Annotated in this window: 12 protein-coding genes; all 12 read right to left on the reverse strand. The window is 37.4% G+C overall.

The window, feature by feature from the left end; all coding sequences use genetic code 11:
• Window positions 1-108: 108 nt before the first annotated feature.
• Complete coding sequence (locus NO995_RS03610; RefSeq protein WP_258226297.1) at window positions 109-1,674, reverse strand: glycoside hydrolase family 28 protein; 1,566 nt, start codon at window positions 1,672-1,674, stop codon at window positions 109-111.
• 8 nt (window positions 1,675-1,682) lie between these two features.
• Complete coding sequence (locus NO995_RS03615; protein ID WP_258226298.1) at window positions 1,683-3,116, reverse strand: glycoside hydrolase family 140 protein; 1,434 nt, start codon at window positions 3,114-3,116, stop codon at window positions 1,683-1,685.
• Between the two features lie 13 nt (window positions 3,117-3,129).
• The gene (locus NO995_RS03620; protein ID WP_258226299.1) at window positions 3,130-6,294 is read right to left on the reverse strand and encodes a DUF6298 domain-containing protein; all 3,165 of its coding nucleotides are present in this window, start codon (window positions 6,292-6,294) and stop codon (window positions 3,130-3,132) included.
• A gap of 15 nt (window positions 6,295-6,309) precedes the next feature.
• Window positions 6,310-8,010: a polysaccharide lyase gene (locus NO995_RS03625; RefSeq protein WP_258226300.1), complete on the reverse strand. Its 1,701-nt coding sequence runs from the start codon at window positions 8,008-8,010 to the stop codon at window positions 6,310-6,312.
• Between the two features lie 40 nt (window positions 8,011-8,050).
• Window positions 8,051-8,710 (reverse strand): DUF3826 domain-containing protein, encoded by a 660-nt coding sequence (locus NO995_RS03630; protein WP_258226301.1) that lies wholly within the window; start codon window positions 8,708-8,710, stop codon window positions 8,051-8,053.
• A gap of 46 nt (window positions 8,711-8,756) precedes the next feature.
• Entirely contained in the window at window positions 8,757-10,460 is a 1,704-nt protein-coding gene (locus NO995_RS03635; RefSeq protein ID WP_258226302.1) for a polysaccharide lyase, read from the reverse strand.
• A 199-nt stretch (window positions 10,461-10,659) separates the two neighbouring features.
• Window positions 10,660-12,615 (reverse strand): RagB/SusD family nutrient uptake outer membrane protein, encoded by a 1,956-nt coding sequence (locus NO995_RS03640; RefSeq protein WP_258226303.1) that lies wholly within the window; start codon window positions 12,613-12,615, stop codon window positions 10,660-10,662.
• A gap of 19 nt (window positions 12,616-12,634) precedes the next feature.
• Window positions 12,635-15,982: a TonB-dependent receptor gene (locus NO995_RS03645; RefSeq protein WP_258226304.1), complete on the reverse strand. Its 3,348-nt coding sequence runs from the start codon at window positions 15,980-15,982 to the stop codon at window positions 12,635-12,637.
• A gap of 504 nt (window positions 15,983-16,486) precedes the next feature.
• The gene (locus tag NO995_RS03650; protein WP_258226305.1) at window positions 16,487-18,502 is read right to left on the reverse strand and encodes a glycoside hydrolase family 127 protein; all 2,016 of its coding nucleotides are present in this window, start codon (window positions 18,500-18,502) and stop codon (window positions 16,487-16,489) included.
• 13 nt (window positions 18,503-18,515) lie between these two features.
• Window positions 18,516-20,972 (reverse strand): fibronectin type III domain-containing protein, encoded by a 2,457-nt coding sequence (locus NO995_RS03655; RefSeq protein ID WP_258226306.1) that lies wholly within the window; start codon window positions 20,970-20,972, stop codon window positions 18,516-18,518.
• Window positions 20,973-20,974: 2 nt separating this feature from the next.
• A complete protein-coding gene (locus tag NO995_RS03660) occupies window positions 20,975-23,263 on the reverse strand; it encodes a DUF5703 domain-containing protein (RefSeq protein ID WP_258226307.1) in 2,289 nt (762 codons plus the stop codon).
• A gap of 162 nt (window positions 23,264-23,425) precedes the next feature.
• Complete coding sequence (locus tag NO995_RS03665; RefSeq protein ID WP_258226308.1) at window positions 23,426-24,856, reverse strand: sialate O-acetylesterase; 1,431 nt, start codon at window positions 24,854-24,856, stop codon at window positions 23,426-23,428.

Here is a 24,856-nt window from a genome sequence, read left to right on the forward strand (position 1 = left end):
AGTTTTAGTGGGTTACATCATGGTTTAAAAGTCATTTTAGCTGAATGAGATTTCTCGACTCCACTCGACATGACAAACAACTATTTTAAACCTATTATTTACCAGAAATTACTCAACAGTAATTTTAGCTTTTACTTCTTTTCCTTTTTTTAAAGGTGTCTTCACGTTTTCAAAAACATTATTTTTCATGAATACACCTTTGGTATTCTCTCCTTCAACTTCAACATACACATCGGTTGGTTGCATTGGAAAATTATTATTTAACAACACATTTGAAACGTTATTAATCTTTACCACCGGCGTATCTTTAATTGGCGTTTGCGTAGACACGTGATCTAGAATAATATTGCTGGACTCTTCAACTTTAAAAGCCGAACCAATAGAGGCATTTACTTTTACATCGTGAAACTCAATATCGCGAGCCGTAGTTACCGAAAACCCTTGCTCTGCCTCGATGTTGATATTGGTAAATGATAAATTATGAATTGGCATTTCAGGAATTCCTATCACGCGGCCAGCCGTATTTACGTTGGTTGCCGTTACATTACTGATATGAATATTTCTAAAAATTGGCGTACGCTCTGAAACAGGTTCTTCAACCGTATTTTTATCATAGAATAAGTTGAACATAAACGCCTCCTTTTGAATGTTGTTCATCACCACATTCGATACGCGAATATCTTCAACTACACCACCACGACCACGAGCTGCTTTTAATCGGATACCTCTGTCTGTTCCATCGAACACGCAATTTGCAATCGTAATTTTTTTGATACTTCCAGACATTTCACTTCCAATAACCACACCACCGTGACCACTTAACATAGTACAGTTTGTAATGGTAACGTTTTCGGTTGGTGTTGCCCATTTTCTACCATCGGCATCACGCCCCGATTTAATGGTAATACAATCGTCTCCAACACTAATATGGCAGTTGGAAATGCGCACATTTTTACATGACGTTGGATTGATTCCATCGGTATTTGGTGAATACGGATTGTAAATTGACACATTATCTATGGTGATGTTATTACAAAACGCAGGATTGATCGTCCAGAATGGGGAATTTTGAATGGTTACACCTTGGATAGTGATATCTTCACATTTAAACGCCTGAAATAATGGCGGACGGTGAAACAGGTAACTTCTTGTTCTTTTGTAATAATCAGCCGTTTGAATATGGCCGTTAGCTTCTTCAGTCATTTTTTGATATTTCGTCGGTTCTAATTTTTCTTTAGCCGACTCAATACGCCAGATTTCCTCCCACCAGGCACGACCTTGCCCATCAATAGTTCCACGACCGGTGATGGTAATGTTTTTTGCATCGCGTGCGTGTAATAAGGGCTTAAATGTCTGAATTACCGTACCTTCCCAACGCACTTCCATAAATGGTAAATAGTGGTCGAAATTGGTTGAAAATTTTATTAAAGCGCCAGCTTCAACATGTAAAACAATATTGCTTTTTAAGGTTAAAGCTCCGGTTAAATATTCACCCGCAGGAAAATAAACGGTTCCGCCACCAAATTCTGAAGCTTTATCTATCGCCCCTTGAATGGCTTCTGTACATAATTCTCCTTTGTTATTTCCGCCGAGTTCTAAAATATTAAACCAGCCGTTATTAGCCCAACCCAATGCTGAAACTAAAACACAAAATATTAAAGCTAATTTTCTCATAATATCTCTTATTTTTTAGTCGTTAAAACCAATACCCAATCGTTTCCTTCCTCTTGTTCTCCAGGCGCATCAAAATCTAAAACACCTTCATTTTTAAACGTTCCAACCGAAGTTGTTTCTCCAGTTGAAGGATTATACCAAGACGCCTCAATTTCTCCACCTTCAATAATGCCCATATTTGCTTTTATAGTTCGTCCGGTATAGGTATAAAACAAAGCGTAATCGTTACCACGTGTTGCAGCAATATAATCGTATTTTTCACCTTGATTGGCTACTAAAGCACTATCAGGAATACGGTTGAAATAATCGAATTTTAACATTAAATCCTTTAAATGAACCATTTGTCCTGCTCCCGGATCGTTTAAAGCATCAACCCAATAGGTTTTACTTCCGTAAGCTTCAGGAATTTTGTGATTGGCATGCATTTGCATGATGTGGTTGTTTCCGTAGGTGAATCCTGCTGCACCTGCAAAAACAGACCAATAACCGTAACGACGTAGGTCTTTAGCTTTCCAATGTGGTTGTAAGGTATCGTGTAACCCTTGAGGAATTCCTTCGTATGAAGGCTCACCATCTAAGGTTGGTTTTGTTGGTTTTAAGTTGAAATCGACATTAACAAATTTGTAGTTATCTTCGCCGTAATTACGTTCGGTATCATCCTGATCGTAACGACGGTGACCCGATTGAAACATATTAAAATCTAACCAGCTTACGTTATGAAAATCATCAGAGGAATCGGTACGACCACGTGGGTGAAAGGTTACCATGCGCTTTGGATTTTTTGCTTTTAAAATGCTTCCGATAGCATTCCAAAGTTCGGTATTTTGATTACCAAAGGTATCCCCTCCAACTAGCCAAATAATGTTATCGCGATCTTGAAAACGCTCTGCTAAAAAGTTAGCGTAAGCCTTAGCCTGCTCGATGCTCACCTCTCCTGCGGTTACCGGAGAACCCCAGATTGGCACCATGCCTAAATATAAATCGTTTTCTTTAGCAACATCTAAAGCATAATCAACATGATCCCAGAAATCGTAAGCTTCCTCATTATTGAAATCGTTCCCTTCGGTTACTAAGGGTTTCGACAAGTCTTTATTTACTAAAGCCGAATCACCATACACGTTCGCCGCATTTAACGAATGAATGGTCATGATTTGAATAACGTTATACCCTTTGTCCTTACGGTCTTTAAAGTAAACACCTAATTCCTCTCTATTCAATTTGTTAAAAGCTAACCAACCTGTATCTCCTAAATAGAAAAACGGTTTTCCATCTTCGGTTTGAAAATAATGTCCATTTTCTGAAACCTCAATATTCGGCATATTTGCCTCTGCTATGACTACTTCTTCTACTTTCTTTTCCTGATTTCCTTTACAAGAAACCATGACCGCTATCATTCCTAAAATAGATAACCCCCTAAATAGTTTTGTTGTTCGCTTTTTCATCTTTTATAAATAATTATTTCTTTCTAATGTAAACTACTAATTCTGCTTTGTTGGTTTGTGGCTTTTTTAACTGGTGCCTCGATTTACCTTTTATACTGGTTGTTGAAATAACTTCGCCGTTACCGGAATCGATCCAGAACACGTCAAACTTTCCGCTGTAACTGGTTAAGTCGATTTCTACGGTTTCAACATGTCTTAGATAAAATAAATATGCTTTTCCAGCATCTTCTAAAGACCAGATATCACTATTTAAATCCTGAGTTTCATTAACAGTCATGTTGGTTAAATCCTGATAAAACCCATCGATATTTATAAATGGAATATTTGGCAACGACCCCCCAGCCATAAGAACAGGCCAGCCAAAACGAGGTGAAGCCATAGTAGAATACAAAACCGCTTTATTTGGGTATGCTTCGCGATACTCACTAACGGCACGATAAATTTGCTCTTCAGTTTCTTTACCGGTTTTCATTTTACGCGCATGCTGACGTGGTGCTAAATTTTTACCACCTTCGGGAGCATAAGCTGTTCCGTCTTGTCTGTAATGCCAGTAACGGATATCAATTAAGTCGACAATATTAACTCTAGATGCATCTTTTAAAATAGCATCCTGAACATCTTTAGTCGCGCTTAATCCTATAATACCGGTTTTTCCGGTTTCGTGTTCCCATTTTTTAACTTCATCCAACCAGAATTCCATGAAATGAAGTGGTCCGGTATATTCAGCACTTGTAAACTGAATAACATTGCTGTTATCAGCGAAATTTTCTAAAGATTTTCTAATGAAGCCTTCGTGAAGTTTTCTTCGGTTTTCATTAGTGACATCGTAGAACTGTTCTGCCATAAAAATACGCTTATCGCCTGCATAAGGTGGTGGTTCAGGGAATCCTGTTCCGTTTACGTTGTTAATAGAACGCCAAGGCGAACTCGACCAATGCGCTCCGGCTTCGATAATGTTATGCTGAAAATACTGCTGATTAATTAGCAACTGGCCATTAGCTTCCGCTAAATCGGCAAAACGGTCTAAACGATTCCAGTACCAATCGTTGAATTTTGTTAAGTCGTATTTACTTAAGCCATCCCAAGCTAAACCTTGCCCAGTTCTTGCAAAAGGCTGCTCGTAAAACGGTGGCCACACATCGGCATCTATTCTGCGTGTACGCTCATGGTCGTCCATACGACGTTCATACCATAAACCATAGTTGTGCTCTAAAGCAATAATGTTATTCTGGTTAAAGTAATCAACAACCTCATTTAAATTGTCGGTAAAACCTGTTCCTGTTCTTCCCGGAACAAAACGCGTCACATGAGGTCTTGAATTATTTAAATCATGATTACGTAAACTACCACGCCACCATTCAACCGTTTGTTGATTTCCGGCAATAAATTTCCCGTTAAAGGTTAGTTTTCCATTTACGATTTTTACAGTGCCTTTTTCTGAGGTTTTATCTTCAGATTTTAATTTTAAATCGGTTACCGATTTTAATTTTGAAGCATTTACCGGTATCGGATTGGCTTCTGAAGATTGTTGAATCCATTGCGGCATGCTCATTACCGGAATTAAAGCCTCCTGAGTTAACACCTGAGCTTCATCTACCGTCGGACTTGAGGTTGGCTCTGAACCCATATCGTATACAAACGGATGCATTGGTAGTTTTTCCAGTCGGTTTTCTAACTGCGCATAGAATAAACTTCTTGGCGTAATATGGTTATTTACATCTTTCCAATGCCCATTTCCGCCCATAATGCCTCCCCAGACACCAAATGCCCAATTCTGTGCTGTTGGAGGACTATAGTTTAATATTTTTGAAGCTGAAGTTTCCCAAAATACACTATTAGCTGCCGTCCAACCAGCACCACGACCAGTTTGTTCTCTATTGTTATAATTAATGCCCTGACCATCGACGTAAGACACATCGAACAAAACTCCTGTTGCCCAGGATCCAATAGCACCACTGTTACTGTATGGCAAATACGAATGACATTGCACGAAAGCATTTGGTCCGGTAGTTCCTAAACCTCCAACAGCAAAATCGTTATATCCGTATTCGGAATAACAACGCTGAAATAAGGTTTGTTGTCCTTCTGTGTAAAATGTATGCCTTCTAAAAGCTGCAATTTCTGAAACAGGTTCGGTAGCGATACAATCTTCAACAGTGATTTGTTGTGCTGTTTTTAAAATGGCTACGGCTCCACCTGCAAAATATTTAAAGCTTACCTGACGTACCCAGGCATTTTTCACATTCGCCAAACTAATACCAAACCAGCGGTGTTCTTCGTCCTTCTCGTTCTCCGGATTGAAGGTTGACTGCATGTTAATATTTTCGACACCTACGTTTTCAATTCGACCTGTCCAGCTATATTTTATAACTTCCGGTTTTCCGTAAGTATCATCTAAAGTCATGGTTAGCGGTGCACTTAACGTTACCTCGCTACCATTAATTTGTTTTACAACACGGTTCCAGGTGATGTCGAAATCCCGGGTTTTCCATCCTATCCAACCGGTTTCAGCTCCAAAGAAATCCATGCCTAAAGTCTTAATCCATTTATCGGTTAAAGGCTGGCGAATGATAATCTCGTCGGAAGCTTTTAATTTTGAAGTATTCTGTAATTGAATTTTTTGAGCACCAAGCGGTGTATATGTTGTTTTAAATGCTAACGTATCGGCGTAAGTACGGTTATCAATACCTAAAACGCTCACCAAAGCTTCACGTTTTAAACCAGTTCCTAACAATACGGTCTGATTGTCTTCGTTTCCGCTTCCGCGAAGCACAACACCCGATGTTTTTAAATATAGAGTTCCGCTAAGTTTAAAAGTGCCTTTGTCTAAAAGTACGGCTCCACGGAAACCGTTAGCATCAGGTTTTAACTGACTCACATAATCAATCGCTGCCTGAATGGTTTTGGTAGCATCTTCAGTTTGATTAGGTACAAAAATTTTAGCATCGACCATTGGAATCGCTTTTTCAGACGCCATATAACCAGCATAAGAAAAATCAGGAATCTGATTCCCTAAGCTATCGGCAATATGCTGAACCTTTCCATTTTTATCTTTTATGATATCTGGAAAAGACGCCTGAGCAACTGCAACATTAGACACTAAACATATCGCTAAACTCGACAAAAGGACTTTACCCTGAAGATAAAGCCCTGTATTTTTTAACCCAATAAAACTCATTATGAATCTGCTATTTTATTGTAATAATCGTTCTGATAAAGTATCGCCGTTATTTTCAGATTTTGTCCAATCTACTTTTTTAGTAGGGTCGATACCGTTAATGTATTTTTCAATATTTGTATAACCATCACCGTTTAAATCCTGATTTGCATCAGAAGGATCCTTCGGATTTAAACCATATTTTTTCTCCCATTTATCTGAAATTCCATCGCCATCTGAATCTTTGTAAGCTTTTCCTTTATACTCAGGATATCCACCAACCTGATCTGGATGTGTGATGATGCCTTTTTTATAAGAATCGGCAGGTAAACGTCTTTTAATAAATTCTTTTCCAATGGTATTTTCAAGACCATCTTTGTATTCAACTTTTCCAGTTCTAACCGTTTTAATCACACGCTCGTCAACCGCATCACGTTTTGGTAATGTTGCTCCCACATGGTCTAACACATATTCGTAAGCTTCATCAGCTTCCATCATAGTTATATGCGCCATCGGGAATGGTTTATCTTGTTTGATAAATTCTAAATCATCTTGAGCCTCATTTAACGAACGATTTTCTAACTGAATACCACCATTCCAGTTGTTTTTTGTCACTTCCGGTGAACCTTCTGTGATATTACCAGCTACATAAGCACGCCCATAACCTTTTGGCACTTTATACCCAGATTCTGGTTTTAAAATTCTGTAACGGATAGGCTCATCGGTTGGAGTTATTGGTCCTGGTTTGAAATAGTTGTTAACGATATTGAACATAGATCGGTAATCTCCACCATCTAAAGAGCGATTCCACCAGTTAAATAATACGTTGTTAACAAAGTTGAAACTACCATACATACCAATTGAAGGATTTCTGGAAATATTATTAGCCCACAAGTTACGAATAAATGTGCTATTCAACCCACCAATAGTACTACCAAATGCGTGGTTATACGTATCTAAACCTTCCGATGAAATGGTATTTTGAATGGTTACATTTACGGCTGGTAATTTTTCCAACTTCGACTTTTCATTCGCTTGAAACTGGTGTCTGTACAATGAAATATTTTCGTCTAATCCCCAGCTCACCGAACAGTGATCGACAATAACATTTCCTATTACATTTCCGCCTAAACCATCATCTCTACGAGTGACATCGGTAGCACCACGACGGAAACGCATGTAGCGGATAATGATATCGTGTGTATCTAAAAGGATAGATTCACCAGCAACACAAATACCATCGCCAGGTGCAGTTTGTCCGGCAATTGTAATGTAAGGTGCGCGAACGCTGATAGGTTTTTCTAACTGAATAATTCCAGCCACATTAAACACAACGGTTCTTGAACCCACTGCTTCTAAAGCTTCACGTAAGGTTCCAGGTCCGCTATCGGCTAAACTGGTAACCACAAATACTTTTCCTCCGCGGCCACCTTGCGTGAAAGCACCACCACCTTCGGCTCCGGGGAATGCAGGAATTTCGGCCTGAACTAAATCTGCCGGATAAGCAGCCCACGGAATATAAGGCTTTCCTTGTTTAGCTTCAGATTCAATAATGTGATAATTTTTCTGCCAAATATCGTTGAGTCTTTTTTCTTCTAAAGCTAAAACAGAATCGGTTTTTGCCTGAAGTTCATGAGGTATATCAGGATACTGTGCCTGTGCCGTTTGAACCAGTGAACAAAAAGACACTACTGTAAGTGCATATTTTAGTGCCTTATTTTTAGTTATGCTATACATATTGATATTTAGTTTTTGGTTTAATATTTAAAGAAAAAAATTACTTTTTCTTTGCTTCTTCAATGCGTTGGTACCATCCATCACGCTCCTTTTCAAGGTCGTAGCCTCTCGCTGATAAATAATTGTTTATTCTTCCTTTGTATTTACCAAACCAAGCGTGTTTTTCTTTTGAAGAACCACCGTCCATGGCATGCTCTCTCGCTTCCTTAAGATTGTTATAAATGTAATCCTGCTCTTCTTTTGATAAAGTAGGAATCATTTCAAGAAACGCTTTGTAGGTTTTTGGTAACACACCGTAAGTCATGCCATCTTTAACCCCATCAACCTGCTCTTCGGTTAACTGAGATGACAATTGCTTCACATAAGATTTATGTAATTTATCTATTGATTTTTCTGATTTAGCTTTCGCTTTTTCAATCTTTTTATCTTGCTTGTCTTTTGCTAAGTCGCTCTTTTTAATGTCTTCAATTTTAGCATCACGTTCGTCTTGAAGCTTGCTTAAATTCTGATATTGTTTCGCGATAATTTCAGTAACAGCTTCTTCTTTAGCCGGATCATTTAACTCTAATCCATCAACTATTTTAGCCCCACGTTCTTTAGTTACTTTAATATATTCCGGATCTAGATATTGTTGAGCAGATGCTGTTCCAAAAGCTAATGCAACAAACAATACTCCTATGCTTAATCGTTTAATCAACATATGTTTTTAGTTTAATTTTTTTGAACTTTTTAAGAAGTAACGAAGCCTATTTTAATAAAGGCTCCGTTAATGTTTCTTTATTGTTTTTAAGATCTTTCCAATCTGCTTTTTTCTTAGGATTAATGCCGTTGATGTAAGACTCAATGTTAGTGTAACCATCGTTATTTAAATCTCCTTTAGCATCAGAATAGTCATTTGGATTTAATCCGTATTTTTTCTCCCAAGCATCTGGCATACCATCTTTATCGGTATCAACATAAGGTGTTCCTTTGTATTCAGGGTAACCACCTACCTGAGCGATATCGGTAATGATACCGTGTTTATATGAATCTTTTGCTAAACGACGGTGCTTGAATTGATAAAACGAATCTGGGTCTAAACCTTCAACATATTCAGGTTTTCCTGTCTTAACCGTTCTAACAATTCTTTGATCTACAACATCACGAATAGGAAGCGTTGCCCCAACGTGTTCTGTTACGTAATCAAAGGCTTTATCGGCATCCATAATTTCACGAAACCAAGGCATCGGGAATGGTCTACTGGCATTCATATAATCGAAATATGGTTTTGCTCCTTGGTAATCTAAAAGCTCACCATCTTTACCTTCAATTTGCACACCACCTGCCCAGTTATCTGCAGTAATTTTTGCATTATTTTCTACAATATTTCCTTTTACATATGCACGACCGTAAACCATAGTATCTAACTTACTTCTACCCGCTTCTGGTTTTAAAATACGGTAACTTATCGGTTCATCTTTTGGCGTTAACGGTCCTGGTTTGTAGTAGTTGTTAATGATGTTGTATTTTGCTGTGTAATCTCCACCATCAATAGAACGGTGTACCCAGTTAAACATCACATTATTTACAAAATTAAAAATTCCATTCCATCCAATTGAAGGGTTTCTTCCTGCATTGTTCGCCCACATATTTCTCATAAACGAACAGTTTTCACCTCCTAAAGTACTACCAAACGCATGGTTATATGTATCTAAAGCTTCACCAAATAAACTGTTTTGTATGGTAATATTTACGGTAGGCTTTTTCTCATCTTTATAATCGGCTCCTGGACTATACATGTGTCTGTAAATAGACATATTTTCATCTAATCCCCAGGTTGCTGAGATGTGATCTAACATGATATTTCCGACAGGATTTCCTCCGATGGCATCATCACGACGCCCCACAAAAGTTTCTCCTCTGCGAAAACGCATATGACGAATAATTACATCGTGGGTATCAATCCAAACTGACTCACCGGCCACACAAATACCATCACCTGGTGCTGTTTGCCCAGCAATAGTGATATATGGCGCACGAATAATTAAAGGCGTTTCTAGTTTAATAATCCCTGCTACATTAAAAACAATGGTTCTTGCTCCACCTTTTTCACAAGCTTCTCTTAGGGAACCTGGCCCATCGTCAGCAAGACTTGTTACCGTGTAAACTTCACCACCACGACCACCGTAAGTGTACATACCTCCACCCTCGGCTCCTGGGAAAGCAGGAATTTCTGCTTGTGGCAAATCGGTTGGTCTACCCGCCCACGGAATATAAGGTTTACCTTCTCTGGCTTCTTTTTGAACTATAATTTTTGCCTTTTCCCAAGCTTCATCAGAATGCTTATAGGCTTCCGCTTTTATAGCTTCTTCTTTGGCTTTATCGTCATCTGTAAGTTTAGGGTATTGTGCATACGCATTCCCCACTAACAATGATAAAGCTACTAATAGGATATTACTCTTTTTCATCATCTATTTTCTTTGTTATTGTTGTACAATATTCTGTTTAAAGGTTATGTGTTTTTAAGACACTTATATTGCACAAAGGTTTAATTGATTTTGAAAAAAAATACCTGTATTTACTAGAAAAAACACAGGTATTTAATTTAATTCATTAAAACAAACGGTTTAAAAAGAAATGCTCGATAAATAACGAGCATTTCTTCTAAAATTAATTTTGATAATCGAAAGTTCCTTCAGAACCTGTAGCATCTTTCCATCCTATGGTTTGTTCCAACCAAGGGTTTTGACTCAACACACTCGTTTGAAGTCCCATGATGTAATAATTTTGTTTCCAATCGATTTGAACCGCAGTTCCATTAACATTATCCATTGGATTTTCTAATTCTGCTAGCACAAAATTATTTGTATAAATCGTTGCTAAATTTTGAATCTGAGTATCGAAGTCTGCAGCATCTGGATCAACAAAAATAGCATCAATCGTACCAGCTAAAGGATTGTCGCTAGTTGCAACTGCGTTATATTCTAAATAATGACCTGTACGTTGAGTTCCATTTAATGGTGTTACACCTAAAGTTGCACAAGTAGTATTGTTTGCTGAAGCATCATCATTGTATAACATCCAACGTTGTACATCCCAGAAACGTTTACCTTCATAAGCTAATTCGATTTGACGCTCATACAGACACGCATTAATAGCCGCATATTTATCTGCTAAAGTTCCTATTCCGTAGTTATTTGTTGATGGAATACCTACACGATTTCTAACTTTACCTAAATAAGTTAAACAGTTTGCTGTATCTCCTAAACCCGCATAAGCTTCAGCTATATTTAATAATAACTCTGCGTAACGGTATTCAAAAATATCTGTTCCTGAATACTGGAAATTATCGTTACTCTCATTAACATCTGACATTTTACGTACGAATGCCGGACTAGATACTTGATTATTATCGCTATAGTATACTGTTTCAGCATCATCTAACCAACGGTAAGCCCAAACTGTTTGATCTGCATTATCTTTATATCCCCATTTACTTCCTGAGAAAGCAAATGTTCTATAAAATCTAGGATCACGATTAACAAAGAATAAAAGCTCATCATAACCATTAGCAGAAGTAGGTTTAGAACCATCAGCCATTGGAAATAAATCAATCATTTCTTTTGGAGCTGCTAATCCACCACTACCTGCTTGACTCGTTAAACGAATGCTGTTTTCCCAAGAATTATTTAAAATACTTGTATTATTTCCATTTCCTAACATTTGAACAGTAATAGCTTCTGAACAAAATGAGTTATCGATTAGGAACATATCCTGCCAGTCTTTAGCAGAAGTTCCATATAAGCCATAACCATCTGCAGATAACTGTGTTTCTGCAGCTAAACCAGCTTCTAAAGCGGCCTGCCAACGCTCTGTTGAACTATCCCAAGCTGTATTAAATAATGGGCTCGCATAAGTTAATAACACTCTTGCTTTTTGAGCCAACGCTGCACCACGAGTAAAACGTCCATAATCTGAAGCATCCCAGTTTCCTGGTAATAAGCTAGCAGCCATATCGAAATCTTCAACGATTTGAGCCACTACTTCTGAAACACTTGCTCGAGGTAATTTAATACTCTCATCTGTCGCTGATGCATCCTGTACTGTTGTTACAACAGGTACACCACCATAAACTCGCATTAAATCGAAATACTGAAGAGCTCTTAAATAATACATTTGCCCTTTAGCTTGATCACGATAATCTTCATCTAATCCACCTCCTAAAACATCAATTTCTTCTAAAAATGTATTAATGTCTCTAATTCTGTGGTAAGGCTCATTTTTAACCTTATTCTCTAATTTACTACCATAGTAACCTGAACCATCATCGGCATTTACCAAAGTTATTGTTGGATTAATTAAATCTTGTACTCCTCCTATTTCCTCAGTTAAACGTGAATTTGTTTGAGAATAAGATCCTACAATAGTTGATAAAGGGCTCGTATACCCAGCGAAATAATCGTAGTACACGTTATTTATATACCAATCTACGCGTTCCTGACTTTCGTAAAATGTATCGTCATATTTTCCGAACTGTCTTTTTTCTTCCAAAAAATTGTCGCTACATGAAGCACCTACTACTAATAAAAGTGCTAAGGCTATATATCTATTTATTTTTGTTTTCATAATTCTTCGCATATTTTTATTAGAATGACACACTTAAGTTAACTGTCCAAGTTCTAAGTGTCGGGTATCTCTCATATGAGTTATCATACATGTTACGGTACTTTTTCGGATACGGATTGTAGAAATCCCAAAGGTTATTACCTGTAATACCAATCGTAGCCTTAGAAATACTCATTTGAGACATGATATCCTTTGGTAACTCATATCCTACAGTTAAGTTTTTAACAAAACAACGGAACGTATCTAATTTCCAGAAATCTGATGGAGCCGAGATTTGATCGTAGAATACTAAACTAGGATATTTACCATCTACATTATCTGTTTCATCATACATGTCTGTCCAGTAACTTTCGTGAGCCCACATATTGTGCGAAGACGATGTTCCTTGTTTAACAATGTCAATCATACGAAGACCACCCCAAGTTGTGCTAATTTGAGATCTTAAGTACAAGCCTTTATATCTTGCTCCTAAATTAGTTGTGAAACCGTAACTTCTGTTCTTGTTTACTAATTTTACGTAATCTAAGTTGCGATCAATTCTTCCGTTAGGTCCTTCTTGAGTTCCGTCTTCACTATTGAACGCTCCTCCTATATCCTGGTAAGCTAACATCCCTTTTCTAATACCATCTACAGTGTTAATTCCTAAGTAACTAGGATCTGTACCGGCAGCGGTAGCTAATCCTGTTAAATAATCCCAGTAGTTAGCAATATCTTCGTCCGTTCTTAAAATACCATCTCCTGTAGATGTTCCTTTCCAGGTTTTGAAACCCCAAGCCGGGAAAATCAATGAAGATCCTTCCTGAGTGATATTGTTTGAAGGATGAACAAGAGCTTGTTCCGGATACTTTTTAACTTCATTATTATTAAATCCGAAGTTAACCCCTACGTTATAACTAAAGTCTTCTTTGATGTTATCGCTCCAGTTTAAACTAAACTCAGCACCCCAAGCATTAACTGCAGCATAATTTTGCTCGGCAAAACCACCACCAACTGAAATTGGTACACCAGCAGAACTCGCCATATTAGTTAACATGTCTGTAGTCTTATCGTAATAATAATCCATTGTTAAACGTAATCTGTTATCTAAAACATTAGCATCGAAACCGATATTATGTTTTATAGTTGTATCCCATTTTACGTTTCTGTTCGGGTTAACCTGAGGTGTTAAACCTCCACCTAAAGTACCTCCGTCAGATCCAAACTGCCATCCTTTATTGGTATAAATATCGTAGTACTGTGCCCATCTCCAAGCTTTGATATTATCTTTACCTGTTTTACCAACAGAGTAACGTACTTTAAAATAATCTACCCATGGTAAGGCATCTTCAAACCAGTTTTCTCTAGACATGATCCAACCAACCTGAGCTGATGGGAAAAAGCCCCAGTAGTTTTCTGGTGCGAACTTCGTAGAAGCATCACTACGGAATAATAATTGTAATAAGTATTTATCTTTATAGCTATAGTTAACACGACCTAAATAAGATAAAGTTCCAGATTCCCCTTTTAACGCGGTTGAGTTATCACTAATCTCACCTGCAGTTTGGTAAGTTCCTAAATAATCTCCTGAAGTTCCTTCAAAAGCTAAACGAGTACTTTTGTATTCAGACTCAGAACGTTCTACACCAAACATAGCACTTACATCGTGATCACCAAACTTTTTGGCATAGTTCACAAAGAAGTTCGCTTGTGTGCTTTTACTGTTATTATTGTTATAATATACTCTTGATCTTTGAGTATTTGTTTGAATAGTGTAATCATTATCCTCAGCAGCACTTGCTAAGTGATTACCTTCACTATTGTAATTTTTAATTCTAGCTAACTCATATGGCAACTGAATTTGCTCTGTATAAGATGAACTTTGATTTCTAGAGAACGTTCCTTTTAAAGATAATCCGTCAATAAACGGTACTTTATAATTTATCGACATATTTACGTTAAACGTATTATCGTCTTCAATTTGTTTAGATCCATTATCTAAAGTTGCAAAATAGTTCCATCCTGCAATTGTACGGTTTGTATTGGCACTACCCAAGTTACGATCTGTTCTTGGGAATGGAGACATCCAATAAGTCTCTCCATTAACTGTAGTATCCCATGGCACATATTTAGGCATGTGTAATAATACACCATAATCTGCTTGTTCTCCACTGGTTAAAGACCCGTAACTTCCATCATTTAATGAAATCGATTTGGTAAACGATTTTTCAACCGAACCAATATTTCCTGATACCGAAGCTGATAAATCTAGGTTATCTGTAATCTTAGCATTCACTCCGGTTCTGAAATTCCATTTATTAAAATCCTGATTACCTAAGTTGGCATCCTGCGTAAAATAAGTTGCTCCAGCAAAATAAGTCGCTTTATCATTACCACCACTAACTGTAAGTGAATGTCTTTGCTGACTTGCACTAGACCATGCTTTATCTAACCAATCGTAATCTAAAGATTTCATTTCTTCTAACTCATCAGCAGAGAAAAGGTTTCTTCCATCGCTATCTCTATTATCTGTTCTTAAATAACGATTCATCCATACTCCATAATCGTAAGCATTCATCGTTTTAGAATGACTTACAGCATCGTTAAACGCGAACTGACTGTTATAGCTAAAACTAGTTTTACCTGCTTTTCCGCGTTTTGTCTTAACAACAATTGCTCCCTGAGAAGCACGAGAACCATAAATCGCAGCAGAAGCATCCTTTAACACTGTAATACTTTCAATCTCTGATGGATCTAATCTATTAAAGGTCTCTAATGTAGGTAACCCTGAATCTGGATCAACCTGTACCATATCATCTATCACTACCAAAGGCAACGTTGTGTTTCCGTCTTTAGAAAAACCAAATGTCTGACGAATTTGAATCGTTGCAGCTTCTCCAGGACGCGAAGAACCACCAGAAACATTAACCCCAGGAACCTGACCAACTAAAGCTTCTGCTAAGTTTGATACTGGTAAATCCTGTACGTCTTCCGGTTTAATTGTAGCAATAGCTCCTGTTAAATTTTCCCTTTTTTGAGCACCGTACCCAACAACAACAACCTCATCTAAAGAAGCAGTATCTTCTTGTAAGGTTACATTAACTGTAGTTGTGCCTTTTACAGAAATCTCAGATGTTTTCATTCCTACAAATGAAAGCACCAGTGTAGCTTCTTCATTAACAGAGATTACAAATTCCCCATCAAAATTAGTTACCACACCATTAGTAGTTCCTTTTTCCACGATGTTTACCCCTGGTAAAGGCACACCCATCGGATCTACTACTGTTCCTGTAACAGCTTTTTTACTATTAGTATCCTGAGCAAATGAAGCTGACATAAATGCCAAACTAAATAGCAACAACATACATAAATTTGTAAATGTTTTTTTCATACTTGTTTAGTTTAATTTATTATTTAATTCGTTTGGCTTATCGAGAGAATCGACCTTAACAATAATTGCGCTAATATTATGATTTTAACAATATTTAACTGTTATTTTTGAACGTCGGCCGATTTTATAAATCATTTTTTATGTATTTGATGATTTAAAATCGTAAATAACTATAAAACAACACACTACACAAACACTTGAATATTAAAGAAAATAAGGTTACTTAAATTACACCTAATTTTTATTATAAAATACATCGCTCGAAGGCGTTTAACAACACTAAAACCGTCTGATTATGCATTGTTCGACCACTAAAATTACAAGATTATGGTAATTTTAAACAAGTCCTGTCAATTATATCAACACATTAAATTTGAAGCATTTCTATTTCTAGGCACAGCCTTTAAATGAAACCAAATAAAGATAAAAAGAAAAAGGCTAAAAACATATATTTTTAGCCTTTTTCGTTAATTAATTAAAGATTTTACTTACTTGTAAATTTTATCAGTATGGCAACCAAACTGTCATTTCTTCCTTTTTACGATTTCCCCAAGCATAATATGGAATTAAAGTGATATCCATTTTCATTTTATCTTTTGATATAGGACGATACAATGTATTCTTCCAATCATCATTTTCAACAAAAGCTTTCGCGGAAATACCAACAACTTCTCTTGAATTGATATTTACTTTTTTGACACCGAAATCTGAATTAACATCCAAAACAATGGAATTAATTTCGGCTTTTTCAGATAAGTCATCAGATTCTAAGCAATATACCAGAGGGCCACGTTTTACGGCTACCTGATTTTTAGTTTCTTCAACCAAAGGATTGGCTTGCATTAATTCGACAGGCATAGGCAGATTTAATTCGATAACATCGCCTTTTTTCCAATTTTGAGTTAATACTGCATAACTTTCTGAATCGATTTTTCCTGTAAAGGCAACGCCGTTTATTTTTATTTCAGCATTTTGACTCCATCCTGGAATTCTAACAAAAATTGAAAAGTCTTTTTTAGGGGCTTTGCTTATTTTTAAAGTCACTTTTCCCTCCCAAGGGTAATTGGTTTCCTGTTCGATTTCTAATTTATCTCCTTTGGATGTTGTTGTTTTTAATTGATTACTACCAAAAAGATTAACGTACAACCCATTATCTGACAAGTTATAGGCATAATTTCCAATTTCGGCCAAAGTACGCGTTACGTTAGGCGCACAACAATTAGACAACGCGATATACCCTACTCGCTTACTTCCCCAGCGTTGTTGAAATGGTAAATCTGCCGATACATTTAACGGATTATTGTAACAAAACTCAGTCCCTTCTAAACTCACGCCAGACAATACGCTGTTGTAAAGTGCCAACTCAACAATATCGGCATACTTGGCATCGCCAGTAATTTGTAACATACGCCAGTTCCAAAGTACATTACCTATGTTCGCACAGGTTTCGTTATGCGCTGTTGCATTTGGTAATTGAAACGGACGCCCATAAGCCTGATGTATTTTTTGAACTACTGCCGGATCGTAAGCAGTTCCGTCAGGAGAAGTGCCATCGTACAACGCGCCACAGGCACCTGTGATATACATTTTTCTATAGACCACATCTTCCCAGATTGACTCTAAATTTTCAAGTAATTTTTCTTCGCCTGTTTCAGCATACAAATCGGCTACACCGGCATATAAGTAATTGGCTCTTACGGCATGTCCCATAGCTTTGGTTTGCTCTCTAAATGGCACACGATCCTGATTATCGTCTGTACCATCATCAGTTGTGCCGCGAATATCAATCAGGTTATTAGCTAACTCTAAATAACGGGGATCATTCACCGTGCGATACATTTCAACAATGCCCATATAGTGCGACGGACAAATAGCATTTCGCGCTAATTCCGGCGATGCTTTTTTATAAAAATCGTATAAAAAATCGGCAACACCTTTAGCCACCTCCATAAAATTTGTTTTTCCGGTGGCGCGATAATGTACACAAGCGGCGGTCATTAAATGCCCCATGTTATACTTCTCAAAACCTAATTGCTTCTGTAATTCTTCAGGCCCTAATGTCCCCCAACGTTCTTCAATTAAAACCGGCGTATTAATGTAACCATCTTGACGTTGTGCCTTTGCAAACATGGCAATAGCAACATCCATTTCTTTATCTAATTCTGGGTCTTTAGAAACTGCATAAGCCGCTGCCATACCTTCCAGAATTTTATAAAAATCGCCATCGTGAAATGAAGGCCCACTGTGTTTTCCTTTTTCTAAACCTGCTGCAATTTTAAAATTGGCGTAGGCGTGGGTAATGGAATCGTTATGATACAAATCCCACATGTAAGGCAAGGTGATTTTAACACCAACATCGTACTGTTCTTTCCAAAAACCGTCTGTCCATTGCACATCCTGTAAATTGACGCTATGCAATTTTGTATGCGGACTATCGGCGTTTGCCACCAAACCTTTGTCCTGAGAAAAAGACAAAGCACTCGCTGCAAATAAACCGAGTAAAACTATTTTATTTTTCATTTGTTAATATGTTTTATTTCACAAATACATTTATCAATCGTATCATCGAATCGCCATCAGCATCTTTAACTGAAATAATGAATGAAGCAAAACCTTTTTCTAAAGGGGTTAAAATGATTTTTCTATCTTCCAATTGGACTTCACCATTAATCACTTGAGAAAACCGAAATTCTGGTTTGTTTTCGTAACCTTTAAAATAATCGGTTGCATTGAATTCTAAGGTTTCGTTTTTAGATATAAAATAATGCGGTTGTGCCATCCAGTTAAGATATTGCTCTAATTCTGTAAAGCCATCTTTATTTTCATCATTATTTGCTTCTGAAAAATCTCCTGCTACTGAATTCACATTGAAACCTTTAGCGTTCTCCCACCAGTTTGGTAAACCATCGTGATCGGTGTCCCAATCGGCAGTTCTGGTTTCATTACCATAATCTGGGAATCCGCCAGCATCGAGTTCGGTATCAATCATACCCGGCAACCCACTTTTACTTCCTTTAAAACTATAGGTTCCTTTTAGGGTTTCATCAATAATTCGTTGGTCATGTCTATCGAAATACGGTTGCATAGCGCCAACATCGGACAACACGTTTTTATAAGCTGCTTTAGCTGATTGCGTGTTTACGAACGATTCAAAAAACGGCTCATCAACGAAGGTTTCGTAATCGACTATTTCATTGTTTTTAATACGCGAACGTCTTCCTTTTTCCTGACTGTTTTCATCAAAATATCCAGGCATCACATTACCTTCAAAATAATAACGCTGACTTCCTTTTCCAACACCTTCGTGATCGGCGGTTAAAGCCACAAAAATATCGGTGGCTGCTCCAGGCTTATAGTAGTTATTAACAAAATTAACTTCATTAGCTCCACCATCGGTTGTGCGGTGCCCCCAGTTATACACCACATTATTACGAATATCTAAACGCCCTGAGTAAAACCCGTCGCCATTTAATCCGCCTCCCATACTCCAGTTTCTTCCGTAGTTATGCGCTAATAAATTATGATGAAAACTTCCAATATCGCCGCCAATAGTCGCTGCGTAACCATGCATTTTACCAGCTTCATATTTATCATGACCAGCAACGTTTAAAGCTTCTGAAATTAAGGTGCGTTGCAGTGTAATATGATGCGCTCCACGAGAGCTAAACGATTCATCAATAGTCCAACTAATAGAACAATGATCAATTATACTATTGTTTGCTCCGGTAAGCCCCATACCATCAAAGGTTGTTCCAGACCCTATACGCACACGTAAAAAACGAACAATACCTTCATCACCAGTTAAACCAACAGGTGCTCTACTTATAGTAATACCATCGCCAGGGGCGGTTTGCCCTGCTACAGTTATATATGGATGACTGATAACTAAACGAGATTTCAATTTAATATTTCCAGACACGTTAAACACTATAGTTCTAGGACCAATATCCTGAGTTACTGCCTCACGGAAACTTCCTGGTCCATTATCGTTTAAGTTGGTTACCTCAACTACTTTTCCTCCGCGACCTCCAATAGCAAAACGCCCGTAACCTTCGGCTCCCGGAAACGCCAATTGTGCCGGTCTGAATGCCCAAACATTACCTTGAGTTATATCTCCATTGGAATCAATCGCATCAACACGCCAGTAATAGGTGCTCATGCTGTATAAATCACCAACTTCATAACTATTGGTCGTTAATTGACCTTTAAATAATTCCGAAGATTCATCTGCATTTAAAACGGCATCTTTATTATCTCCGAAATATAATTGATACGACTTTGTGCCTTTTGGTGATTGCCATTGTAATTGCAACTCATTTTTAACCACAACATGTTCATCTAAATTTTCTGGATAAGGCGTATTCGCTTGCTTTTTAATATCCGGGGTATCAATTTCAAATCCATTAATCACTATTTCCGATGCATCCGAATTATTTTCACTTTCAAAACGAACAACAACATCCTTATTAGCTTCGGCAATAAACTTTAAATAGGCTGTACCAGCATCAACTTTTGAAAACGCACGGTTACTTGGGGTTATCGTTTCAACTAATTGGCCATTTACAGATATTTTAAGATTCGATATCCCTTTATTTTCAAGTTTGTCGAAGGTATTATGAAATGTTAATAAGCTATGTTTTCCCGGTTTTAATCCTGAAATAACAACTTCAACTGGTTCATTTGAAATTAAACCGTCACTTACCAATTGCGCATAATGCGGCGCACTCATGCCAATTTTAACCCAATTAGACTTAAAATTGCCTTGCAGTTTTACAGTAACTTCTTCAAAATTTTTCTCATCTAAAGTTCCTTCATTAATCACCCATTCTTTATACAACGGATCATGAACCTCCGATAAGCGTCTGCCCGAGAAATCGAAATCAACTTTAACGGTTTGCTTTTCGACTTTTTTATTAGGTTGACATTGCACATTAAAAAGCACTGCTCCTAAAAGCAAAAAACTGCCTAATGTGTATTTTAGTTTTTCCATTTTTAGTTTAAGTTTAATTTTTCGGTTAATGTAAAATCTAACAGATTTTGAATATCGTTTCTCCTGCTTTCAGGAATAACTTTTATAATTTCTACCTCTCCATTTTCTAGTTTCACTTCAACAGTAGTATTTTGCGTAGCATGTAATTTAAAATGCACATCCCAGTCTTTTGGCCATGCCGGAAACAATAAAATTTTTCCATTAACTTCCTGCATGAGCATTTCCTGCATACCAATCATACCCGAACCTCCCCAATTGTGGTCTGGCACCCAATCGAAACCAGGTCCCCAGAATGTTGGAAATCGGGGTTCCGCATTCGCCATTTTTAACAAGATGTATTTTGAAGCTTCACTGGTTAGCCCAAGTCTAGCTGCCATGATATTAGTCTGCTTCCAACCTACATGACTTCGGAATTTTATTAAATCTTCATCGAACTTATAAGTATTCTGCGCCACCTCTAAATCAGGTTGCCCAATGCCGTACAATTTCCATGGATACACCGGATACAATTGTGCAGCCTCGGTATTATTAATACGTTCCCAAGTTTTCGCTGGAGATAATACCTTTTGATGATTAATCTCTCTGAAATTTAACGGCGGAATGCGGGTTTGAAAGGCTTTTAAATATTCAATCTCTTCAGCAGATAAATCTTCTGAAGACCATTTTAATAATTTTTCACTTATCACTTTTAATGCTGAAATCGTACTGTTGGCATTATTCGCCATTTTATACGTCTCTACTGCCGACCCAGGAAACAAGACTAAATGCCCGTTGGCATCTAAAGCTTTGCGCCCACGATTCTTGGCTAAATACTGATAATGTTCATCAAAAAACCGAAGACAGCTTAAGATAAATCCATTGTATTTTTTTATATCGATATTGGCGTATTCCTTTTGCTCGAGCATCATTTTACAGAACTCAAAAACGGTATCCCATTGATACTCTAACCAAGCGTTGTATTGCAATCCCGGATCGTAATCTGCAGGACGTTTCCAATCGTATTCTGCTGGATTTGGCAAACCAAAATTTTCTAACTGCTCGGTAAACGTTGCACCATTGTGATTCCAATAGACTTTACTACGTAATTCAGCATTTTTTTGAAGTGTTAAATAATAATCTAACTGCGATTCCATCATATCGAAATCGCCACTTTTTAGCATCGGAAAATAAACCAAACGCTGATTTTGTTGCGTCATGGTACCTCCGCCCCAATTTCTAAAATCAGGCGTAAACGTATGGTCTTCCTTAGTGTACACTGGGTCGTAAGTAAACAAACCACCGTTGAATTTTGTTGGGTATTTTCCGTAAGCATTACAACCTAACATATAACGAAATAACTGATAATTCTGACCTATTTGATAAACAGAATCTTTCTGAGTTTTGTTATCAGTTTTTGTATAAATAAAACTACGATTCCAGAAATTGTTCCACCAAAGTTTCGCTTCTTTTTCTTTTGGTTTATATGAAGCTAATAAATTTTGTAACTCTTTTTTCCAAACTGAAATATCTTCATTTTTAACCGTGTGCAGATACAACTCTAAATTGTGTTTTTTACTTGGTTTTCGACTAACCAGACTATAGCCCTGAAAATCGGTATTCACATATTTTCCAGTATAAACACCTTTAGATTTCATATCTCTTCCTTTCATAACACCCCCAAACGTAAGGTGTTTTAAAGGATTCATCATATCCTCTTTAACCGATTCCATTTTTTGCTGCTTTACCGCAACATCAAACACGGTATGTTCTCTGTTTTTATGATAAAACTGAACACTATTATCTTCAAACGAAATGGAATCTTTATAAGTAATAATATCGCCTTGCGGTGCCCATTTATAAGAATTGGCGTTATTCGCGCGGCCTTCAACTTTTCTGTTTTTGTAACGCCAGCTTTCGTAAGACGCTTGCATGATTAAAGCCTCTTTACTCTTTACATCCACATGAATAACCGGATTAAACACATCGACCCAAAGTTTAACTTCGGTATTATTTTGTGAAACCGTAATATATCCATCTTTTAAAACGAATTCCTGATGAAAACCTTCATTATTTTTAAAAGGATTCGGTATTAATTCTACTTTTACACGTCCTAATTTTAATAAAGTATTATGCTCGTCGAAGGTGCCACTTTTTGAAAAATAGAAATACAAATTACCTTGTTCAACCCAAACATTCACACCAATATCACCTCCTCCTAAAGGCATAGATTCAGATGCATTTTTACTTTGGGTCGTCCAAACCTGATTGTAATTTTCAAGCGTGGGGATTTGTGCCTTTACTGAAAAGAACATCAGAAAAAACAAACTTAATGAACTGTATTTTTTTAGTGTTAATAGCACTTTCCTTTTTATTAATTGAATTTAATTACTTCAAAATGGACTTCGACAAGCTCAGTCTGACAATAGTAGAACAGAACAAGATGTCACGCTGAGCCTGTCGAAGCGCATATTTAACTACCAATTATCGGTTCTAAACGAAGACATTGGTAAACCACCGGTACTGAAAATTTCAGCTTTAGTGAAATCTTTAAATAAGTATCGAACAGCAACTGGTTTTTCAACGTGTGGTGACGATAACAATACCGACTTTCTTCTTAAAACAGCTTGTGCCGGATAGAACACTTTATTCTCTCCTGCAATTTCGAAACCAACTACTTCTTTGTCGTAAGACGTTACGCCGTTCGGTACATTATTAAACGAAACGGTTACTGTACTTCCTTTAACTTCCATAGCATTAAACTCCGGACTTTCAAACTCGAAACCCTCAAAACCATAAGTTTTGGCTAATGCCTGATATGCCAGACGCTCACCACCCTTATTTTTTTGTGCCGGATGAATATTACCAAACTCACCAACATCTAATAACACCGCCATTCCTGAATTAGGAATTTCCTTTGAAGCCTTTAACTGTGCTTCTCTTAAGTAAGCCGAATTGAATTCTTCTATATTATCATTTGGATGAAAACGTGCATAGTCGAACGGAGCTATTTGTGCAAAATAGAACGGAAATTCTCCCTGATTCCATAATTCGCGCCATGACGTTACCATTTTTTTAAATAGATCTTTATACTGAAACGGACGTTCGTAATTCGATTCCCCCTGATACCAGATCGCACCTTTGATACCATAACCAATTACAGGAGATAACATGCCGTTGAACAACGTGGTTGGTACACGATTAGGGTTGCTTTTTAAATCAGCCTCACTCTTTGGCAACTCTAAAGCTAAATCGAAATCTTTAAGCATTTCTTCGTTCATCCAGGCTTCAACATTCGAACCGCCATACGATACTACAATCATACCCACGGGCACATCTAAAACGTCTTGTAATAACGACCCAAAATACCATGCTGTCGCACTAAAATCGCCAGTTGTTTTTGGCGAAGCCACTTGCCAGCCCCCTTCAAAATCTTGTTTTGGCTCTAAAACCGTTGCTCGTGGTACGGTTATAAAATGAATATTTTTATTGTTTGAACGCACAATCGCTTCATTACCGCCTTGCACCGGCTGACCAGGAAAACCTTTTAAAGGCATTTCCATATTAGACTGCCCAGAACACAACCAAACTTCACCTATCAACACGTTATTAACCGTTTTAGTTTCGCTCCCGTTAGAAACCGAAATCGTATACGGCCCGCCTGCCGCAGGAGTTTGTAAACTGGTTTTCCATTTTCCGGTTTTATCGGCTTTTATATCATATATTTTACCATCCCAAGACGTCGTAATTTTTAAGCTTTCATTTTTCGAAGCCCAGCCCCAAATAGGCGCATTGCCCTGTTGTTGCAACATCATATTATCGGTAAATAATGCCGGCAATTTTATTTGGGCTTGCAAAGTGAATACGCTAAAAACACAAGCTATTACTAATACTATTTTATTTTTCAT

It is taken from the genome of Aestuariibaculum sp. M13, assembly GCF_024723255.1.
GTDB lineage: Bacteria > Bacteroidota > Bacteroidia > Flavobacteriales > Flavobacteriaceae > Aestuariibaculum > Aestuariibaculum lutulentum.

Coding starts and splice junctions, on each gene's coding strand:
- NO995_RS03610 (WP_258226297.1), bottom strand. CDS start 1,674: ATGAGAAAATTAGCTTTAATATTTTGTGTTTTAGTTTCAGCATTGGGT.
- NO995_RS03615 (WP_258226298.1), bottom strand. CDS start 3,116: ATGAAAAAGCGAACAACAAAACTATTTAGGGGGTTATCTATTTTAGGA.
- NO995_RS03620 (WP_258226299.1), bottom strand. CDS start 6,294: ATGAGTTTTATTGGGTTAAAAAATACAGGGCTTTATCTTCAGGGTAAA.
- NO995_RS03625 (WP_258226300.1), bottom strand. CDS start 8,010: ATGTATAGCATAACTAAAAATAAGGCACTAAAATATGCACTTACAGTA.
- NO995_RS03630 (WP_258226301.1), bottom strand. CDS start 8,710: ATGTTGATTAAACGATTAAGCATAGGAGTATTGTTTGTTGCATTAGCT.
- NO995_RS03635 (WP_258226302.1), bottom strand. CDS start 10,460: ATGATGAAAAAGAGTAATATCCTATTAGTAGCTTTATCATTGTTAGTG.
- NO995_RS03640 (WP_258226303.1), bottom strand. CDS start 12,615: ATGAAAACAAAAATAAATAGATATATAGCCTTAGCACTTTTATTAGTA.
- NO995_RS03645 (WP_258226304.1), bottom strand. CDS start 15,982: ATGAAAAAAACATTTACAAATTTATGTATGTTGTTGCTATTTAGTTTG.
- NO995_RS03650 (WP_258226305.1), bottom strand. CDS start 18,502: ATGAAAAATAAAATAGTTTTACTCGGTTTATTTGCAGCGAGTGCTTTG.
- NO995_RS03655 (WP_258226306.1), bottom strand. CDS start 20,972: ATGGAAAAACTAAAATACACATTAGGCAGTTTTTTGCTTTTAGGAGCA.
- NO995_RS03660 (WP_258226307.1), bottom strand. CDS start 23,263: ATGTTCTTTTCAGTAAAGGCACAAATCCCCACGCTTGAAAATTACAAT.
- NO995_RS03665 (WP_258226308.1), bottom strand. CDS start 24,856: ATGAAAAATAAAATAGTATTAGTAATAGCTTGTGTTTTTAGCGTATTC.